We start from the raw sequence: 18,476 nt of genomic DNA, 5'->3' as shown, positions 1-18,476 counted from the left end.
TTTGTTGAATTATTGACATGACGACACTCGACTCTGATTGAGTCTGCAGGAGCTCTTCATGCGACTCACCCCGGCATGCGCGGGGAATACACGCGCACGTCGTACTGCCCGCGCGCGACCTGCGGTTCCCCGCATGCGCGGGGAATACGGCGTGCTGCACGCCTCGCAGGACTGCACGCACAGTTCATCCCCGCATGCGCGGGGAACACATGCTTTCTTTCGTCCTGGTCCTCACGCTCGCCGGTTCATCCCCGCATGCGCGGGGAACACGCGTCCAACCGCGACTCGTACTGCTCGAGGCACGGTTCATCCCCGCATGCGCGGGGAACACTCGAGTTGCTCGGCCGACGGATCGCCGGCCGACGGTTCATCCCCGCATGCGCGGGGAACACATGTCCTGGATCTCCTTGGCCTGATCGGCCTGCGGTTCATCCCCGCATGCGCGGGGAACACTACAACTGAGGCATTCACATGCAAACGTATCGCGGTTCATCCCCGCATGCGCGGGGAACACGCGGAGGTGCAGGAAATCCAGCCGCGCGTGATCGGTTCATCCCCGCATGCGCGGGGAACACTGTTGATTGAATGCCATTTCAGCGTCCTAGGTACGGTTCATCCCCGCATGCGCGGGGAACACCCGGTTGGTGTAACTGCTGGCGATTGGTTGATCGGTTCATCCCCGCATGCGCGGGGAACACCAGTCGGCGATGGTGCCGCTGGATTCTCTCGGCGGTTCATCCCCGCATGCGCGGGGAACACGGCTGTGCGGTTCGGCACGGCGTTGCCGATTTGCGGTTCATCCCCGCATGCGCGGGGAACACTCGACTCCGCGACTGATCTTCCGCCGCTGCACCGGTTCATCCCCGCATGCGCGGGGAACACGCGCAGTAGTAGAGCTGGCTGCCGGGCGTGACCGGTTCATCCCCGCATGCGCGGGGAACACGAAGGCGCGAATACGCCGAATGCGAGTAGTGGCGGTTCATCCCCGCATGCGCGGGGAACACTAACGGGATCGGTTGCGGCCGTGCGTTAAACACGGTTCATCCCCGCATGCGCGGGGAACACCCGGTGTTGATCGCTGCGGCGTCCTGGGTACGCGGTTCATCCCCGCATGCGCGGGGAACACTGCACGCCGGGGCAGAAGTACACGCTGAGCGTCGGTTCATCCCCGCATGCGCGGGGAACACCTTGGTTCTGGCGGGTTGGGCGGTGGCGCCGGCGGTTCATCCCCGCATGCGCGGGGAACACGCGTTCATGAATCGCTTGTGCTCGCCCTTCGCCGGTTCATCCCCGCATGCGCGGGGAACACTGCGCACAACCACGGCGGGATTAGGAGGGCGTCGGTTCATCCCCGCATGCGCGGGGAACACGCCCACATCTCGCAGCCACGGCGCCCGGATTCCGGTTCATCCCCGCATGCGCGGGGAACACCTGATAACCTCGCCGAGGTTCGCCGTCAGCGTCGGTTCATCCCCGCATGCGCGGGGAACACGGACCGGGTAGCGGCCGGCATCGCGCTGGGTGCGGTTCATCCCCGCATGCGCGGGGAACACGTGGAAACGAGACACGGAGATGCGAGAACGCATGGTTCATCCCCGCATGCGCGGGGAACACTATCCGGACAATGCCCGAAAGTCCTGCCGATTCGGTTCATCCCCGCATGCGCGGGGAACACTGTTGGCCCGGGGCGTCCGGTGGCGATTATTTCGGTTCATCCCCGCATGCGCGGGGAACACGCGAAGGTGATGGAGGCGCTGGCGGAGTTACGCCGGTTCATCCCCGCATGCGCGGGGAACACCGCAACACCCAGGGAGGCAACGTCGTCACCAACGGTTCATCCCCGCATGCGCGGGGAACACGGGCGTGCCGGGAGACTCCGCTGTCACGTTCAACGGTTCATCCCCGCATGCGCGGGGAACACGATAACCGTTTCGGTAATGTCTCCACATCGCCAGGTTCATCCCCGCATGCGCGGGGAACACTTTCCGGCGCGCAACACGTACCACGTGTCGGCCGGTTCATCCCCGCATGCGCGGGGAACACGATAACCGTTTCGGTAATGTCTCCACATCGCCAGGTTCATCCCCGCATGCGCGGGGAACACGTCGGAAGCTATGTTTCGCGCCAGCTGGGCGACGGTTCATCCCCGCATGCGCGGGGAACACCCGCATGCGATGGCGGCGGCCGACCACACCGTCGGTTCATCCCCGCATGCGCGGGGAACACACCGAGCTCGGCGCGGCTGGCGGCTTCGGCGGCGGTTCATCCCCGCATGCGCGGGGAACACATGACCGGTCCGTTTGGCGAGACAGGGTTGACCGGTTCATCCCCGCATGCGCGGGGAACACTTCCACGCACTGCCACGCCCCCATTGCGCGCGCGGTTCATCCCCGCATGCGCGGGGAACACGACATTCTGGCGATCCGGGATGGGGAGACCGTCCGGTTCATCCCCGCATGCGCGGGGAACACGACATTCTGGCGATCCGGGATGGGGAGACCGTCCGGTTCATCCCCGCATGCGCGGGGAACACGCCAGCACACCAACAACGCCAGCACGTCAGACCGGTTCATCCCCGCATGCGCGGGGAACACAGGTACTCGAGGTCCGTCGAGTAGCCGATGCTCGGTTCATCCCCGCATGCGCGGGGAACACCGCGAGAGTACCCGGCGGATCTACGGTCCGGACGGTTCATCCCCGCATGCGCGGGGAACACCTACTCGAGGCTCAGATCGGCCATGACCTCTCCGGTTCATCCCCGCATGCGCGGGGAACACCCGGCTCTTGGCCTGCTCGCTCTCCAGAATGCCGGTTCATCCCCGCATGCGCGGGGAACACGATGAACGGCTCCGCCGCGTCCAGGACGTAGCGGGTTCATCCCCGCATGCGCGGGGAACACATCACGGCGTCCGCGGTGGATGCCTACGTGTACGGTTCATCCCCGCATGCGCGGGGAACACTCAATCCCAACAACCACACGCACCACCTGTCGCGGTTCATCCCCGCATGCGCGGGGAACACCTCTCCGTAAGCTCGGATGGCGAGCCTACGCGCGGTTCATCCCCGCATGCGCGGGGAACACGAGACGCGCGAGCCGGAGGCCGTGGCACTCACCGGTTCATCCCCGCATGCGCGGGGAACACTAGTTCAGCGCGGCGTCCACGTTGTATGTGGACGGTTCATCCCCGCATGCGCGGGGAACACTTGGTGACCGGCGTGCCGGCCGGGACGCTCTGCGGTTCATCCCCGCATGCGCGGGGAACACGCCAGCGTGTAGTCGACCTGGAACTGCCCCTGCGGTTCATCCCCGCATGCGCGGGGAACACGTCATAGGCGCGGCTGCCCTTGTCGCCGTTCCACGGTTCATCCCCGCATGCGCGGGGAACACATCTGAGGAGCTGGGTACTCTATTGGGGGATTCGGTTCATCCCCGCATGCGCGGGGAACACGCGAGCAGGCGATCCGCGTATCGGCCGGCGATCGGTTCATCCCCGCATGCGCGGGGAACACCGCCAGATGATTCCGCAAAATCCAATTTTGAGCGGTTCATCCCCGCATGCGCGGGGAACACTTTACCCAGATGCTGGGGCAGATGGGTAATGGCGGTTCATCCCCGCATGCGCGGGGAACACGAGTTGGCGTTCTTCCAGAACCGCTCCAGGCCCTGGTTCATCCCCGCATGCGCGGGGAACACGGCATCGACGTGGACCCCGCTGCCATCGCCGACGGTTCATCCCCGCATGCGCGGGGAACACACCACAGGCGTCGCCTGACCGCATCGGCCCGGCGGTTCATCCCCGCATGCGCGGGGAACACACGAAGTTCGTTCCGTCCCAGACCGGGATGGCCGGTTCATCCCCGCATGCGCGGGGAACACGGTAGGCGTTCAGCCGCTCCCATTCCTTCCTCCGGTTCATCCCCGCATGCGCGGGGAACACTGGCCGCCCTTCTGCAAGCGCTCGTCGTAGCGCGGTTCATCCCCGCATGCGCGGGGAACACTGATAGCCGCTGCTGCATGCCTGGCTCGTCGCCGGTTCATCCCCGCATGCGCGGGGAACACGGGAAGTCGCCGACCTGGGCGAGCGCAGGCACCGGTTCATCCCCGCATGCGCGGGGAACACGGATTCGCGCGCGCGGCGGCCCAGAACTGGGACGGTTCATCCCCGCATGCGCGGGGAACACCGACGCGCCTCCCATGCGGACATTCGCAGCGACGGTTCATCCCCGCATGCGCGGGGAACACCGCTCCCCGCCGCTCGGGTGGCAGACCATGTCCGGTTCATCCCCGCATGCGCGGGGAACACATCACCACCGTGCCGGCCGCGGACGCGGAGGACGGTTCATCCCCGCATGCGCGGGGAACACCGGGGCACTTGGCCGCTGACGTCGTCGGGCGCCGGTTCATCCCCGCATGCGCGGGGAACACGCGAGGAACTGGCCCGCGTGTTCGACTCGGTGACGGTTCATCCCCGCATGCGCGGGGAACACTCAGCGCGCCCCAGCGCCAGCTGGTAGCTGAACGGTTCATCCCCGCATGCGCGGGGAACACGTTCGCGTACTGCCCTGATCGTTTCAGTGGTACGGTTCATCCCCGCATGCGCGGGGAACACTCCTCGGCGGTGGTGTCGAAGGCCACGCCCATCGGTTCATCCCCGCATGCGCGGGGAACACCTGCGCATTCCGGGCGAGCGCGTCTATCGCATCGGTTCATCCCCGCATGCGCGGGGAACACTACACGTGATGCCACAGGTGCCGAGGGATGTCCGGTTCATCCCCGCATGCGCGGGGAACACGCCTTGGTGAGACCCTCGCGCCTGTCAAACTGCGGTTCATCCCCGCATGCGCGGGGAACACGAGGCCGAGGTCGCGCGCCCTCGTGAGCCGATCGGTTCATCCCCGCATGCGCGGGGAACACGCATTCCGGATGTCGCGGACCCTGGATAGGACCGGTTCATCCCCGCATGCGCGGGGAACACGAGCCTGGCTGGAATCGACCGGCCAACAATCGCGGTTCATCCCCGCATGCGCGGGGAACACGGCGGGAGGAATAGCATTAGCCGCCCCATAGGCGGTTCATCCCCGCATGCGCGGGGAACACATCGATGCCTCGACGGCGACCTACTGGCGCAACGGTTCATCCCCGCATGCGCGGGGAACACCACGAGTTGATCCACTAGGCGGTTAGCCCAAGCCGGTTCATCCCCGCATGCGCGGGGAACACTTACGCGCTGCGTAAGGAGCCTCCAGAGATTGGCGGTTCATCCCCGCATGCGCGGGGAACACGCTCGCCTAACGACTTGCAGTGCGATCACATCCGGTTCATCCCCGCATGCGCGGGGAACACTACTCCACTTGCACCTTGGCGGACGCGATCATCGGTTCATCCCCGCATGCGCGGGGAACACGGCAGAGTGTGGGCACATCAGGTCGTTTAGGTCGGTTCATCCCCGCATGCGCGGGGAACACGAATTGGCTGCATACCACTGTCGGTAGTACGCCGGTTCATCCCCGCATGCGCGGGGAACACATCGACCGGAAACCGGACCTGCGTCCAGTCCTCGGTTCATCCCCGCATGCGCGGGGAACACCAGACCGGCGAGGCGCTGCACGTGGGCATGGACGGTTCATCCCCGCATGCGCGGGGAACACGGGGGCGCCGGCAGGCGACAAGGAAGATTTATCGGTTCATCCCCGCATGCGCGGGGAACACATGAGGTCCACGAGATGCCCGACCGTGGCATCCGGTTCATCCCCGCATGCGCGGGGAACACTTGAACACCCGCCACGGGTGCGTCTTGGCCGCCGGTTCATCCCCGCATGCGCGGGGAACACTTGCGCTGGATCGCCAAGTCGAGCCGCAACCCCGGTTCATCCCCGCATGCGCGGGGAACACGGGGCGTAACCCGCAGCAGCGACAGGGGGCGGCGGTTCATCCCCGCATGCGCGGGGAACACTACGCGGATGCCGCGGAGGAGGCCGCGCAGAACGGTTCATCCCCGCATGCGCGGGGAACACAACACCTACGTTGACACGGCCGCGTGGACCGTGCGGTTCATCCCCGCATGCGCGGGGAACACTCCGCCGACTCATGGTCGAACCACAACCCACGCGGTTCATCCCCGCATGCGCGGGGAACACCGCAATCAGCAGCGGACCAACCGGGCCGTCTACGGTTCATCCCCGCATGCGCGGGGAACACGCAGGGCGGCCGCTGACGGAGATCCCGTTTGCCGGTTCATCCCCGCATGCGCGGGGAACACCGGGAGGCGCTCACGCGCGGCGGGATGACCGACGGTTCATCCCCGCATGCGCGGGGAACACCCCTCGACCTTGGCGTCCACGAACTCGGTCGGCGGTTCATCCCCGCATGCGCGGGGAACACTCACGGCTACCGGAGCTTCCACGCCGGTCCGTCGGTTCATCCCCGCATGCGCGGGGAACACATCTGGTTGTATTGGATGGGGAACAGAACATCCGGTTCATCCCCGCATGCGCGGGGAACACACCAGGCTGAGTTTGCTAGGCAGGCAGCTCTACGGTTCATCCCCGCATGCGCGGGGAACACTGCCATTAACCCTCCCATCAGGGACGGTGGGTCGGTTCATCCCCGCATGCGCGGGGAACACGCGGTATTGATGATCTGATCAACATCCGAGGACGGTTCATCCCCGCATGCGCGGGGAACACGGCTGCATCGCAGCGGCCATCTTGAACCCTTGCGGTTCATCCCCGCATGCGCGGGGAACACGCGGCGGATCTCGCTGGCGACGTTTTCGGCCACGGTTCATCCCCGCATGCGCGGGGAACACTCGACCGTCCACCAGCGCTCCGTACGCAGCTCCGGTTCATCCCCGCATGCGCGGGGAACACCGGCCCAGGATCGCCTGCAGGTCGCCAGGACACGGTTCATCCCCGCATGCGCGGGGAACACACCGTTGAGGCTGATCGAGGCGACATGGACGGCGGTTCATCCCCGCATGCGCGGGGAACACGCAGGGCGGCCGCTGACGGAGATCCCGTTTGCCGGTTCATCCCCGCATGCGCGGGGAACACGCCACCGGCAGGGCGTAGGCCCGGCCCAGCGCGGTTCATCCCCGCATGCGCGGGGAACACGGCGGGAGGAATAGCATTAGCCGCCCCATAGGCGGTTCATCCCCGCATGCGCGGGGAACACACCTGCTGCGTCTCCTTCCCATCTCGGTAGTACGGTTCATCCCCGCATGCGCGGGGAACACACGAGTTGATCCACTAGGCGGTTAGCCCAAGCCGGTTCATCCCCGCATGCGCGGGGAACACGCGCTCGAACTCGCGCTTGTTGCGGTACGCTGCGGTTCATCCCCGCATGCGCGGGGAACACACCAAATGCAACCCATTGACCCAAAAGCAAAAATACGAAGGTCAACAAGCTACCAGCTTTTTGTCAAAGATCGGAGGCAGCCTGTGGCTCAAAAGCCACTAGCCTTAGCCCATCGTAATCGATCGGCATGCGACGGTTCGCGCCCAGAGTCTGGAAGTCAAAACCGGACTCGCTTGTGCTAGCCCAAGCCATCACTACATTGCCGTCTTCATAACCTGCTTCCAGCTGCTGCCAGATCATCTCTCTGACACGTTTTGAAACATCGCCGACATACACGCCTGCGCGCACTTCCAGCAGCCAGATCGCCAGCCTTCCACGCAAACGTGGCGGAACGTTCTCAGTGACAACGACCAAGAAAGTCATCAACGACTCCGATGTCCAGAATCGCCCAGGCTGTCGGGGTTGGGAATGGCGGGGGGTACGGACTCGGGCGGCGCCACTGGCGGAGAAATACCGCCAGCGGCCAACACGTCTTCAATCAGTGGGATAATTCGGCCAAGCAGCTTTTCCGACCGAAACAGATCGCGACACGCCAAACGGACCTCGCGTTCTGGGAAAGCAGGCGACTTGGCTGCGATACGAAAGGCCAATGGCACCACGGTCTCGAACTTGTACAAATCAGCGATATCGTACACGAAGGAAAGCGGCTTGCCGGTGTGGATGAAGCCCACAGCCGGGGCATAGCCAGCAGCAAGAACCGCAGCTTCGGTGATGCCATACAAGCAGGCGGTCGCCGCAGACAAGCAACGATTCGGGATATCGGCCGCGTCCCACTGATTGCGATCGTAATTGCGCGCACGCCAATCCACCTTGTGTTGCTCGGCCAGTAGTTTGTAGCTGGCCCGTACCCTGGAACCTTCGATACCGCGCAGTTGCTCCACGCTTCGCCTTGCCGGGGCGGGTTCGCCGAAGCGGACCTCGTACATCCTGCGTACGACTTTCAAGCGCAGCTCATCATCCAATGCCAGTTTGGCTTGATACAACAGGCGATCGGCGCGTGCGCCGCCGGGCTGACCGCTGGAATACAGTCGCACGCCAGATTCTCCCACCCATACCAGCAGCGTGCCCACGGTCGCCGCCAGGTTCACCGCCGCATGCGAGACGCGCGTGCCCGGCTCCAGCATGATGCAGGCCACCGACCCGACCGGGATATGCGTGCGCACGCCGTTCTTGTCGATGACCACGAAAGCACCATCCAGTACGTCGATCTGCCCGTACTGTATGAAGATCATCGACACGCGATCTTTCATCGGCAGTGGTTTGAGCGGGGGGAGCACGGATTCAGATCCGCGCCAGGCTCAGCAGGCCGCACCCGAAGGCCTTGCCGGGACCGATGCCGGCCTGCAAGGCGTTGCCCAATGCCGCGACATCGCTTGCCCGGAGAATCCCCTCGAACAATGCCCGCCGCAGGTGGATGCGTGTCGCGCCCTTGCGGCTGGTGAGAACATCGCTGGCCGCCACCAGGGCCATTTCGACACGGAAGCCCACACGCTCTCCTTGCCGGGACAACCATGCCAGCTGCGCCTCCTCCGAACTCAGTCCATAGCGCTTGCCCTCGCGGGCAACCGTGGGGTTGGCCAGCAGGCGGAAGCGATAACGGGCGTCAACCCTGAGCAGGTCCTCAATGGTGACGGCCTTGGTCTCCACCGGCTCTTTCAGATAGCCAGCCGAGTCATCCAGATACCTCCAGTTCCCTGGCCTGCTGGATTGCACGATCAGTTGCGGATCGCTCCATGCGGCCTGCGTTTCCAGGCGCCAGAGGAAGCGCGGTGGCGTCTGTGTCTCGTCCACGACGAATGCACGTACCAAGCTACGATGCATCTCGTAGGGGTCGGCCAGATCGCGCCGTGCCCGCGGAGCGAAGGGATCAAGCCTCAGTCGTGTCAGATGCATGCTCCCCTCCTGCCGGCAACACCAGAGATCTCACGAAACGCGGCCCGAAACGGCGTTCGGCGAAAGGCGCCACCGGCTGATCGAGCCGGATCGCGCCTTCAGCGTCATCTTCCAGCACGAAGCGGAGCGCCTCTGCGCCATGCGCCGCCAGCGGGGGCCATTGGGTCAATGCCTGCTCCAACCCGGCTTCGACCAATCCATCAGGCAGATGCACCGGTTCCGATGGCACGAAGCTCTTGCGTCCCAGTACCAGCGGCCAGGCAGGCCGAGGCAGCGCTTCGTGGATGCGCTCGAGCAAGGCTCGCTCACCTTCCAGGCCCACCAGGAATACGGCGTCGGCAAGGTAGTAGCGCGGGCTGACCACGGTGCGCTCCTTCTCCACCTTGCCAGCGGCGTTCACCACGCCGGTGGCGGTCTGGTAATCCCGCATCGGCACGCCTTCGCGGTCCACGCGCACACCCATGCGCAGTACGGCCAGGTCATCGACCGGTTCGCTGCGGTCGCGACCCAGCGCGGCGCAGACCAACCCGAGCACCCCGGACTTGGAAGGTTCCAGTTGCGTGTCGCGTTCGTCGAAGCGGCTGGTAGTGCCCCACGATTGCATCGGCCCTTGCAGGCGCAACAGCAAGGTGGCCACGCTCATTCCCCCAGGGCAGCGGCGGCCAGTTCCCGCACGCGCCGCGCCAGCTCGGGCAGCGACTTCTGCGCCTCGCCCTTGCCTTGCGGCCAACGGCCGGTGAGGTCGAGGTACAGCCACTGGTCCAGCGGCGTGGCGTAGACCGCAGCGAGCTTGTCCTCGTAGCTGGCCAGCGCGCCGACCGACTGCGCGGTGAGGGAGTCGTCGGGCTTGGGCCGTACCGGCTTCTCGAAGGCGTTTGCCAGGTTCAGCGGCGTGGCATGGCGCAGGCTGATGCCGATGAACTCCGGCGGGTTGTGTGCCGCAAAGCTGTTCTGCTTGCCGCTGGGAATGGCACGCACCAGTGCCTGGGTGAATGCTTCGATGGCCGACAGCGCCAGCTCGCGGTCGCCTTGCAGGTTGTCGAACAGCTTGTTCACGTCCAGCACGGCGTAGCGGTAGAAGGTGGCGGAATTGAATTCCACCTGGCCGATCATGCCCGCCCCCTTTTCGTCCTCGTCACCCTTGTCGTCCACAGCGGTGAAGTAGTCGAACTCGCGTTCGACGCGATGGGTACTGATGGCGTGGGCGACCTGGCAGGCGGCATCCTGATTGACTGCCGGCAGATCGGCGAGCATGCGGCCAAATAAGGCCACGTCCACGGCCTTGCCGCCATCCAGCAGTGATTTGGCCTTCTTCACGATCTCTGCCGGGACGCTGGCCTTGGCGTCCTTCTTGCTCTTTTTCTCGCCTCCCACGACCAGTTCGTCCCAATGCTGGCCAATCAGTTCCGCGAACGCGGCCACCTCGTTTTCGCCCAGGAACAGCAGGTACTCGGTCTTCCCGTCATCCTTTAGCTTCAGTCCCGCAGCCCCCAACGCCGCCTCGATCTTGCCCGCAACCTCGGTGGCGTCATGCCCGGGCAGGCGTTCGACCAGCAGGTTCTTCAGCTTCTTGGTGCGGATGCCGCGATGCGCCTGCGGCACCAGATCATGCTCGGCGGCCGCAAGGCGGGTCGCCCGCTTGAAGCACTGGCTGCTCACCCGTGCCCGGCGCTGGCCCCCGAAGATGGCATCTTTCGGTGCCCCGGTGTCGTCGCGGTTGAGGTTGGACGGGGCGAAGTTCTGGATCAAATGGAATTCGATGAACGTGCTCATGAGGGTCTTCCTTTATGAGGCGGTGTCAGAGTCGGCCTGGAATTCGGCGGCGCGGTAGAAGTCGCGCGCCCAGCGCTGGCGCAAGCGGTCATGGTCTACATTCGGGTTCATCCAGACGGCCAGATCGTCCAGCAATCGGGCGTAGTCCAGCCCGATGCCCTCCGCCGCCAGCAGGCTGATGGCCTGGCGCAGGTAGTCGAGGATGTTGTCGGCATCGGCTTCGAGCAAGGCGATGAAGCGTTGTTCGATGCTCTGGCTCTCGCGCTCGCGGAGCAGCCTACCGAAGGCGGCGGCGAAACTGCGGTCCTGTTGTTCGGGATATCGCGCAAATAGCCCCGCCACGGCATACAGGGCGAGTCGCCATGCATCCGTGGCGGGTCGGTCGGCACCGACGAATCGCTCAACATAAGGGAATGCCCTGGGATAAGCCCCCGGATCGAAGGTCAGGCTATGCCGCAGCGCGGCCATGGCACCCGTGTCCCGCTCGCGCAAGGCACTCAGGTGCTCGATGAATCTTTCCGCGTGTTCGCTCACGTCAAGCCTCCTTGGCGGTCGTGGATGATTCGCTGATAGGCACGTGCTTGTTCAGCAGGCCATGAAAATGGGGCCGGAACTTGGCGTCTGCCCGCAGGGCCCGAGGCGAACGGCCCAACCCGGTGGATGCGCGTTCCCAGGCTGTCAATGCACTGTGGCGCAGGGTGGCGTGCCATAGCGTGGTGGCCTGCACGAAATCGCCTTCGCCCAGCAGGCGAAGCAGCTCGGGCAGGGTGCGCTCGGCGGTGGCGTAGTAGCTGGTAGTGAACGGGCCGGTGTCGAGCATGCTGCGTGCCCGGCTATAGGTGTCCTTGCTTGCCGCGTCTGGCAGCGTTTCGGCCAGCATGCGTGCAGCCAGCTTGCGTATTTCGCCGAACACCGCCTCGGCCTTTTCCACCAGATCACGCAGATAACCTGCCTTGTCCGCGTTTTCCAGCAAGGCCACGGGCAGGGCGATGCTTTCCGAACGCCAGCGCAACAACTTGGCCTGATCGCTGGCCAATCCGGCGACCAGCAAGGGTTGGTGCACCGATTCGAAGGGATTGAGCTGCTCATGCAGCGCAATGGCATGATTCAGCACCGCCGCGGGCTGACTGGCTCCAGTGGGATTGGGCACCAGTGCCGGCAGATCGCGCCACAACGCTCGGCCCTCGCCGAAGCTTAGCCTCACCAGCCCAGTGCTGCGCGTGCGGAAACTTGCCATGGGATCTGGCGCATTGGTGTCCTCTCCCAGTGCGAAGCCCGCCGCGAAATGCAGCCAGCGGACCAATCCATCGGATTCGCGCAACAGCAGTACGGCACGACTCAGGCGGGTGTAACGATCATTGGGGCCGGTTGCCAATACCGGATCAGCGCGTAGTTCGGGTACGGTCAACGGCGCACGCTCCCACGCGGGCAGATCGCCGCTGCCACTCCAACCGTGGAGGCACAGCACCAGCGTCCGTGCCAGATTCGTCCCGACTGGAAGGACGGCAGCGGTATTGGCGAGGGCGCCTGCCTTGTCGGAATCGCGCAAGGTCTTGACCAAGCCACCGGGCGTGAATTGCAGGAAGCCAAGCATGGCGCTGACCGCAACAGCCGGGCTGATGGCCGTTGGCGCATCGTCGCAAGCGTGGTCGAACACTGCTGGTGTATTGCCATTGGCGCTGGCCAGAGCGATCTGCGTCCAAGGCTTGCGCTTGTCCCGCGTCTGCTCGGCCTCGGCCAAGGCCGCCACCTGCATGAAGGGGCACTCGGGGTGGAACAGCCAGAAACGTTCGCGCCAGTGCTCGAGGTAGTCGGCGACGGCTTCGACCGGCAAGCCTTCGCGATACCAACGGGCACGGTCCTTGTCCTTCCACCCCTCCGGAAAGGCGCGGGTCAACGCGCGATGGAGAACGGCTAGCAACAGCCGGTATTGCGCCACCAAGCTCGGAGGGGCCGTTTCAGCTAATGCCATGATCTGGCTGCTTCGCCGGAAGACATCCAGCAGGCCAAGTTCCTTGGTATGCCCGTCGGCAAGGCGAACCGGCAACCATGGCTCGTCCAGCAGGTTGAATACCCCCCCCATGACCACCTCCCTGAGATCAGTTAACCCACTCTAATACTAAAGTTTGGCTGTTTGGGCCAGCCCCCCCCCCCCCTATCAGATGCTATCCTTGGTCGTCCCCTTTCGCGAGGGGATGAACCGTTTGGTTGTTTGAGAAGCCTGGGTGCTCCCCATGGCCTCCCTGCATAGCGGGGATGAGTGGCTCTTCTGCCGAGTCGTAAACCAGTCCAAGCTCGGCATCCAACCGCAAGTGGATGCCGAGCTGGTCGTATCGTCCCTGCGTTAACGGCAGCGGACGGAAATTCCGTAGCAGGGGATGCTCGGCGAATCCGATGGGGGGCTCCGCGCCGAGAAAGTGCTTCACCACTGCCGTGCGGGTAAGACGTAACTGACGTCCGTATAGGCGACGGGCAGCGGCATCATCCAGCGGTTGATCCGGTGCGAACGTCGAATCCCCCACGCGCCAGCCACCCTCGACGACATCCACCGGCACCAGGGTAATGGTCTCGCGTCCCAGGCGCGTAACGTTGCGCAACCCCAGCAGGTCGTCCTCGTCGTTGCCGCGCGGCTTGTCGTTGTAGGCGGATTGCGGCTCGGCCCGCGGATCGATGGCGATGTTGCGCGACTCCTGCCGCTCCTTGTTCACCTTGGCACGGAACTCGCCATAGGCTTCGATCTCTATGGCGTTCTGCACCTGCTCGTCCAGATCCCCGGGCAGCGGTTCGTCGCCATAGACCGCCTGCACCAGCCGGTCGATGTCGCCGGGCAGGTCCAGTACCGTCTCGCATCCCAGCAGCGCCCAGGTGCGTCCCAGGATGTAGGGGTCATAGACGAAGCCCCAGGCCGTGGCCTTCAGGTCGGGGAACTCCGGCCCCAGACCGGCCACCCACAGTCGCGCTTCGCTGTGCGCCATTGGCCTCGGGCGTTCGTGCCGATGCAGGCGACCCGCGCGTTGCAGCAACAAATCGGCCGGGGCCAGGTCGCTGAGCATGAAATCGAAGTCGAGGTCCAGCGATTGTTCGGCCACCTGCGTGGCGATCATCAGTGCTTTCGCGGGGCGGTCGCCTCCTGGCCCGAAGCATGCCGACACCTGCCGCTCGCGCTCGCCACGTTCGTCCATCGGGTAGCGCGCGTGGAACAGCAGCAACGGAACCTCTGGTTGCACCCGATCGCGCAGCAGCCGATAAAGCGCCTGGGCACGATCGACCGTGTTGACGATCACGGCCCCGCAGCCGCCGTTTTCGAGCAATGCCGCGGCCTGATCGGCCAAGGCCGCCAGATCCTCCCCCAGACCCGCCAGCCGGATCGGCGACAAAGGCCGGGCCTGGAAGTGCTCGCCACGCACACGCAGGCCATCATCATCGGCCAGCAGTACGCGCGGATAGGCCCATTCCGGCACGGCGCCGACATCCACGCCCCAAGCCGCCAATAGTTCGTCCCGCCGCGTCCTGGGCAGCGTGGCACTCATCAGGACCACCGAACTGCCGAGGGCCTTGAGCCATTGCAGCAAGGTGGCGATGAGGCCGGATGTGTAAGTGTCATAGGCATGCACTTCGTCGAGCACGACGACCCGGTTGCCCAATCCCCACAAGCGCACGAAGTGATGCTTGACGTTGAGTACCGCGAACAGCGCCTGATCGATCGTGCCCACGCCATAAGGCGACAGCAGCGGTCGGCGCCGCTGGGAAAACCAGGCCGAGGCCGCCAGCGCCTCGCCGCTGTCCTGGTTGATGCCGCGCAGGTGGACCGTGCGGAGGCGTTGCGCATCCTCGTTCATCGCAGCGCCGCCGTGCACGAGTTGCACGTCCAATGGACCCGCAGCGAAGGCTTCGAGGAACGTCTGCGCGCGCTTGAACAGCGCATTGCCGGTGGCCTGGGTCGGCAGGGCGACATACAGCCCCCGATGGCCGTTGGCGGCTTGCAGCCGCAAGTGGGACAGGAACGCCAGCTCGGTCTTGCCTTCGCCCATTGGGGCTTCGACCAGCAGCAGCGACGGCCCTTTCGCACCATTCAACAGGCGCTCCCCGGCCTGTTGCAGCGGCCGGGCCTGCAGGTCCTGGCGTTGCGTGATGCGCGCCAGCAAAGCATCCAGCCCCGCTGGCGCATCCAGGAGCGCCTGTGCGCGGTTCCAGCCGACATGACGCAGTGCATCCGCCGCCAGTTTCCGCGCATGGTCGTAGTAGACACCCAGATCGTCGTGTCGCTCGCCCAGCGGGAACCAGTCGGGATTGGAGGCGATCCAGTCCGCCGCACTGGTCAATCCCGCCAGCCAGTTCACTGCAGGAAGGCTCACTTCCTCCAGGCTGGGCGTGCCCTGCGGTGCGAGCGTCTGCCAGTAGGCATGGAGGATGGCCTGGCGAGCTTGTGCCCAAGCCGGTGGTTCACCCTTGGGCCGCGAACTGTTTACCTGTGCCGGCGCGAATGGAAGCCGTGGTGCGCACTGATGGCCTGGACGGCATGACGAACCCAATCTGGCCCAGCGCTCGTCAACTGATACAACGGCCCGCCCAGCAACGCCGCAGTCGCACAGGAGTGATCGGTAACACTGCAGGCATGGAGCGGGAACGACAGGCCTTGCGCCTGGTTGGCTGTCATTGCCTTCCGGCCACTTGGCCTGGAAGCCAGGAATCGCCTTGCCAAAATCGTGCAGCCCTATCAGGGCAGCCAGCCAACGCCGGCAATGTCCCACGGGGCAATCCCCACGCCGATGCTCCCCAGTCCAGCGAGTGAGATGGCTCCTGCTCCAGTATGACCTCGGCGACCGCGGCCACGTCCAGCATGTGTGCCAGAAGCCGATGCCCCTCTCCTTCGCCGCTCTTGGCCCATATCGCCCTGGCTGTCCCGAGAACCGACGAAAACCGACGCCATCTGCAATACCTTCCGCTACTGAATGGACTTTGCCGCCCCGGCCTTCCATGCCTTCCGTCCCCGCATCCCCTGTATCCGCGCGTCAAAAGTATCGCATCTCCACGACGGTTCAATGCCCCCCCAACGGTCATCTTTTCCCTTACGACATTCCAGGGGGCATGCAGACGCGCCTGCTGGCTACTGTAAGGTGGCCATGCTCCGATGAAAACACCCACTCCCTCAAATCACCCGCAACGTGAATCGCCTTCAACACCGCCCGCGTGCGATCGCGCGTCCCCAGCTTTTCCAGGATCGTCGACACGTAGTTCTTGACCGTTCCCTCGGCCAGGAACAGCGTCCGCGCGATCTCCTTGTTGGAATAGCCGCCCGCAAGCAGCCGCAGGATCGCCACCTCGCGCTCGCCGAAGGTGTCGCGCGGCGCGCCCTGGTCGCGGTACTGGTAGCGCGAGCGCACCGGATCGGTGCTGACCGGCTGCAGCAGCGTCTCGCCCGCGGCCACGCGCACGATCGCCTCGCGCAGGTCCTCCGGCGCCGCATCCTTGAGCAGGAAGCCCTGCGCGCCGGCCTCGGTCGCGCGCAGCAGCAGGTCGCTGTCGTCGAAGGTGGTCAGCAACAGCACCGGCGTGCGGTCGCCGCGCGCGCGCAACGCCTGGAGCGCGGCGATGCCGTCCATGCCGGGCATGCGGATGTCGCTGAGCACCACGTCCACCGCGGTGGATTGCAGCCCGGCCAGCAGCGCCTCGCCGTCGTCGGCCTCCAGCGCGACCCGGATGCCCTGGCTCTGCAGCAGCGCGCGCAGGCCGGCGCGGACCAGCACCTGGTCGTCGGCGAGCGCGACGGTGGTCGCAGCGGTCATGCAGGCAGCCTCGCGGAAAGATGCAGGCCGCCCCGGGCGGTGCGGCCGAGCTCGAGCCGGCCGCGCAGCGCCGCCAGGCGTTCGCGCATGCCGGCGATGCCGTTGCCCTCGCGGATCGTGGCGGCGGCGCGGCCGTCGTCCTCGATGTCGATGCGCAGCTGGCCGTCCTCGCGGGCGATGCGGACCTGGACCTGCGCGGCGTCGGCATGGCGCGCGGCGTTGGTCAACGCCTCCTGCACCAGCCGCAGCACCGTCTCGGCGACGGCCGGATCGGTGACGCACACCTGCGGGGCGATCGCCAGCTGCAGGCGCGGGCGCGGGAACGGCGAGGCGAGCGCGCGCAGCGCGGTCTCCAGGTCGAGGCCGCGGTCGTCGTCGCGCAGCGACTGCACGACGCGGCGGATGTCGGCGAGCAGCTCGGCGGACAGGCTCTCGGCCGCGGCGATCTCCGCGCGCCCGGCCAGTTCCGGATCGGCGGCCAGCATGCGCAGGTTGATCCGCATCGCGGTGAGCTTGTGGCCGGCCACGTCGTGCAGCTCGCGCGCCAGCCGCAGGCGCTCGGCGTCGCGCGCGCTGTCGGCGAGCAGGGCCCGGGTGGCGAGCAGGTCGGCGTTGACGCGGGCGAGCGCGTCGCGGGCGCGGGTGGCGGTGACGGCGTAGTGGGCGGCGAGCGCGGCGAACGCCTCGAAGCCGCTGTAGATCGCCACGATCAGCAGTTTCCGCTCGAACCCGGCATGGGCGAGCGCGGCATACATCCCGGTATTGAGCACCACCGCGAAGGCCAGTACCGCCCAGCGCGGCCAGCGCATCGCCGCCTGGGCGACCAGCACCACCAGCAACACCGGCGCGGTGCCGGCGCGCGGCTCCAGCCAGATCAGCGCCACCGCCGCCGCGCCCTGCACCAGCAGCGCGGCATGGCGCAGGTGCCAGCGCGACGGCAGCAGCTCGTGGACGTGCAACAGTACCGCGAACGCGCCCAGCAGCAGCCAGCGCAGCGCGCCATGCGGGGACGCCTCGACCCCGAACGACAACGCGACCGCGGCGACCGTGCACAGGCCGGCCAGGCTCATCGGCTCCAACAGTTCGCGCAGGAAACGGGGCATGTGCGGATGCTGACCGCAGGCGCGGCCTCCGGCAATGGGGCCGCCGCCGAAAGTGACTTCCGGCAGGTCGGATCGATGACCTGCGGCAGCTGATCGGCCCGGCATGGGCGGCAAGACTGGCGCCACCCACCCGGAGGACGCCGCCATGACCACCCGCCTGCCGCTGCTCGCCCTGCTTGCCCTGACCGCATGTTCCGCCGTCCACGCCGCCGACCTGGGCATCGACCTGCACGGCGTGCGGACCCAGGCCGGCCAGCTCCACGTCGCCCTGGTCGACGCCGCCGGCTGGGACGGCCAGGGCGCCCCGCTGCGCGCCGCCGCGGTCGCGCCGTCCGGTGCGGACGCGCATGTCGAGTTCAAGGACCTGCCCGCAGGCGAGTACGCGGTCCGCGTGATGCACGACGAGAACGGCAACGGCAAGCTCGACACCAACATGCTCGGCATGCCGCTGGAAGGCTACGGCTTCAGCAACGATCCCAAGGTGATGCGCAAGCCGACCTTCGACGAGGCGCGCTTCGCGCTGCCGGCGACCGGTACGTCCATCGCCATCACGCTGCGCTGAGA

10 protein-coding genes, 2 pseudogenes and 1 CRISPR repeat array are annotated in these 18,476 nt (G+C 66.0%); of the genes and pseudogenes, 1 reads left to right on the top strand and 11 read right to left on the bottom strand.

Annotation, left to right across the window (positions count from 1 at the left end; genetic code table 11):
* Positions 1–180 precede the first annotated feature (180 nt).
* Positions 181–7,357: a CRISPR direct-repeat array (repeat unit 29 nt; unit sequence CGGTTCATCCCCGCATGCGCGGGGAACAC).
* A gap of 63 nt (positions 7,358–7,420) precedes the next feature.
* The 11 genes and pseudogenes from cas2e to M3M27_RS00545 form a co-directional block, all read right to left on the bottom strand.
* Entirely contained in the window at positions 7,421–7,720 is a 300-nt protein-coding gene (gene cas2e / locus M3M27_RS00595; RefSeq protein WP_140724760.1) for a type I-E CRISPR-associated endoribonuclease Cas2e, read from the bottom strand.
* On the bottom strand, positions 7,720–8,607 hold the full coding sequence (gene cas1e, locus M3M27_RS00590; protein WP_140724757.1) for a type I-E CRISPR-associated endonuclease Cas1e: 888 nt from the start codon (positions 8,605–8,607) through the stop codon (positions 7,720–7,722). The genes cas2e and cas1e overlap by 1 nt, the downstream gene beginning before the upstream one ends.
* Before the next feature lie 31 nt (positions 8,608–8,638).
* On the bottom strand, positions 8,639–9,250 hold the full coding sequence (gene cas6e / locus M3M27_RS00585) for a type I-E CRISPR-associated protein Cas6/Cse3/CasE (protein ID WP_140724754.1): 612 nt from the start codon (positions 9,248–9,250) through the stop codon (positions 8,639–8,641).
* Positions 9,225–9,887, bottom strand: a complete 663-nt coding sequence (gene cas5e / locus M3M27_RS00580; RefSeq protein WP_434026827.1) for a type I-E CRISPR-associated protein Cas5/CasD — start codon at positions 9,885–9,887, stop codon at positions 9,225–9,227. The genes cas6e and cas5e overlap by 26 nt, the downstream gene beginning before the upstream one ends.
* A 2-nt stretch (positions 9,888–9,889) precedes the next feature.
* Positions 9,890–11,023, bottom strand: a complete 1,134-nt coding sequence (gene cas7e / locus M3M27_RS00575) for a type I-E CRISPR-associated protein Cas7/Cse4/CasC (protein ID WP_434026826.1) — start codon at positions 11,021–11,023, stop codon at positions 9,890–9,892.
* Between the two features lie 12 nt (positions 11,024–11,035).
* Positions 11,036–11,557 (bottom strand): type I-E CRISPR-associated protein Cse2/CasB, encoded by a 522-nt coding sequence (casB, locus tag M3M27_RS00570; protein ID WP_434026825.1) that lies wholly within the window; start codon positions 11,555–11,557, stop codon positions 11,036–11,038.
* 1 nt (position 11,558) lies between these two features.
* A complete protein-coding gene (casA, locus tag M3M27_RS00565) occupies positions 11,559–13,106 on the bottom strand; it encodes a type I-E CRISPR-associated protein Cse1/CasA (RefSeq protein WP_434026824.1) in 1,548 nt (515 codons plus the stop codon).
* 82 nt (positions 13,107–13,188) lie between these two features.
* Positions 13,189–13,998, bottom strand: a complete 810-nt coding sequence (locus M3M27_RS00560; protein WP_434028063.1) for a hypothetical protein — start codon at positions 13,996–13,998, stop codon at positions 13,189–13,191.
* Between the two features lie 21 nt (positions 13,999–14,019).
* Positions 14,020–15,865 (bottom strand): annotated as a pseudogene (gene cas3, locus M3M27_RS00555) (CRISPR-associated helicase Cas3'); the annotation flags it as partial.
* A gap of 307 nt (positions 15,866–16,172) precedes the next feature.
* Positions 16,173–16,809, bottom strand: a pseudogene (locus M3M27_RS00550) (response regulator).
* The gene (locus tag M3M27_RS00545; RefSeq protein ID WP_434026823.1) at positions 16,806–18,017 is read right to left on the bottom strand and encodes a histidine kinase; all 1,212 of its coding nucleotides are present in this window, start codon (positions 18,015–18,017) and stop codon (positions 16,806–16,808) included. The pseudogene M3M27_RS00550 and the gene M3M27_RS00545 overlap by 4 nt, the downstream one beginning before the upstream one ends.
* On the opposite strand from M3M27_RS00545, the gene M3M27_RS00540 reads away from it, so the two are divergent.
* Positions 18,016–18,474: a DUF2141 domain-containing protein gene (locus M3M27_RS00540; protein ID WP_434026822.1), complete on the top strand. Its 459-nt coding sequence runs from the start codon at positions 18,016–18,018 to the stop codon at positions 18,472–18,474. The genes M3M27_RS00545 and M3M27_RS00540 overlap by 2 nt on opposite strands.
* The last annotated feature ends 2 nt before the right edge of the window (positions 18,475–18,476 follow it).

Source organism: Xanthomonas boreopolis (assembly GCF_046529185.1).
In the GTDB taxonomy this organism is placed as follows: domain Bacteria; phylum Pseudomonadota; class Gammaproteobacteria; order Xanthomonadales; family Xanthomonadaceae; genus Pseudomonas_S; species Pseudomonas_S boreopolis.
Note: the sequence above shows the minus strand (reverse complement) of the source record. Positions and strands in the feature narration are given on the sequence as shown.

Coding starts and splice junctions, on each gene's coding strand:
- cas7e (WP_434026826.1), bottom strand. CDS start 11,023: ATGAGCACGTTCATCGAATTCCATTTGATCCAGAACTTCGCCCCGTCC.
- cas2e (WP_140724760.1), bottom strand. CDS start 7,720: ATGACTTTCTTGGTCGTTGTCACTGAGAACGTTCCGCCACGTTTGCGT.
- cas1e (WP_140724757.1), bottom strand. CDS start 8,607: ATGAAAGATCGCGTGTCGATGATCTTCATACAGTACGGGCAGATCGAC.
- M3M27_RS00560 (WP_434028063.1), bottom strand. CDS start 13,998: ATGGCGCACAGCGAAGCGCGACTGTGGGTGGCCGGTCTGGGGCCGGAG.
- M3M27_RS00545 (WP_434026823.1), bottom strand. CDS start 18,017: ATGCCGGGCCGATCAGCTGCCGCAGGTCATCGATCCGACCTGCCGGAA.
- cas6e (WP_140724754.1), bottom strand. CDS start 9,250: ATGCATCTGACACGACTGAGGCTTGATCCCTTCGCTCCGCGGGCACGG.
- M3M27_RS00540 (WP_434026822.1), top strand. CDS start 18,016: ATGGGCGGCAAGACTGGCGCCACCCACCCGGAGGACGCCGCCATGACC.
- casA (WP_434026824.1), bottom strand. CDS start 13,106: ATGGGGGGGGTATTCAACCTGCTGGACGAGCCATGGTTGCCGGTTCGC.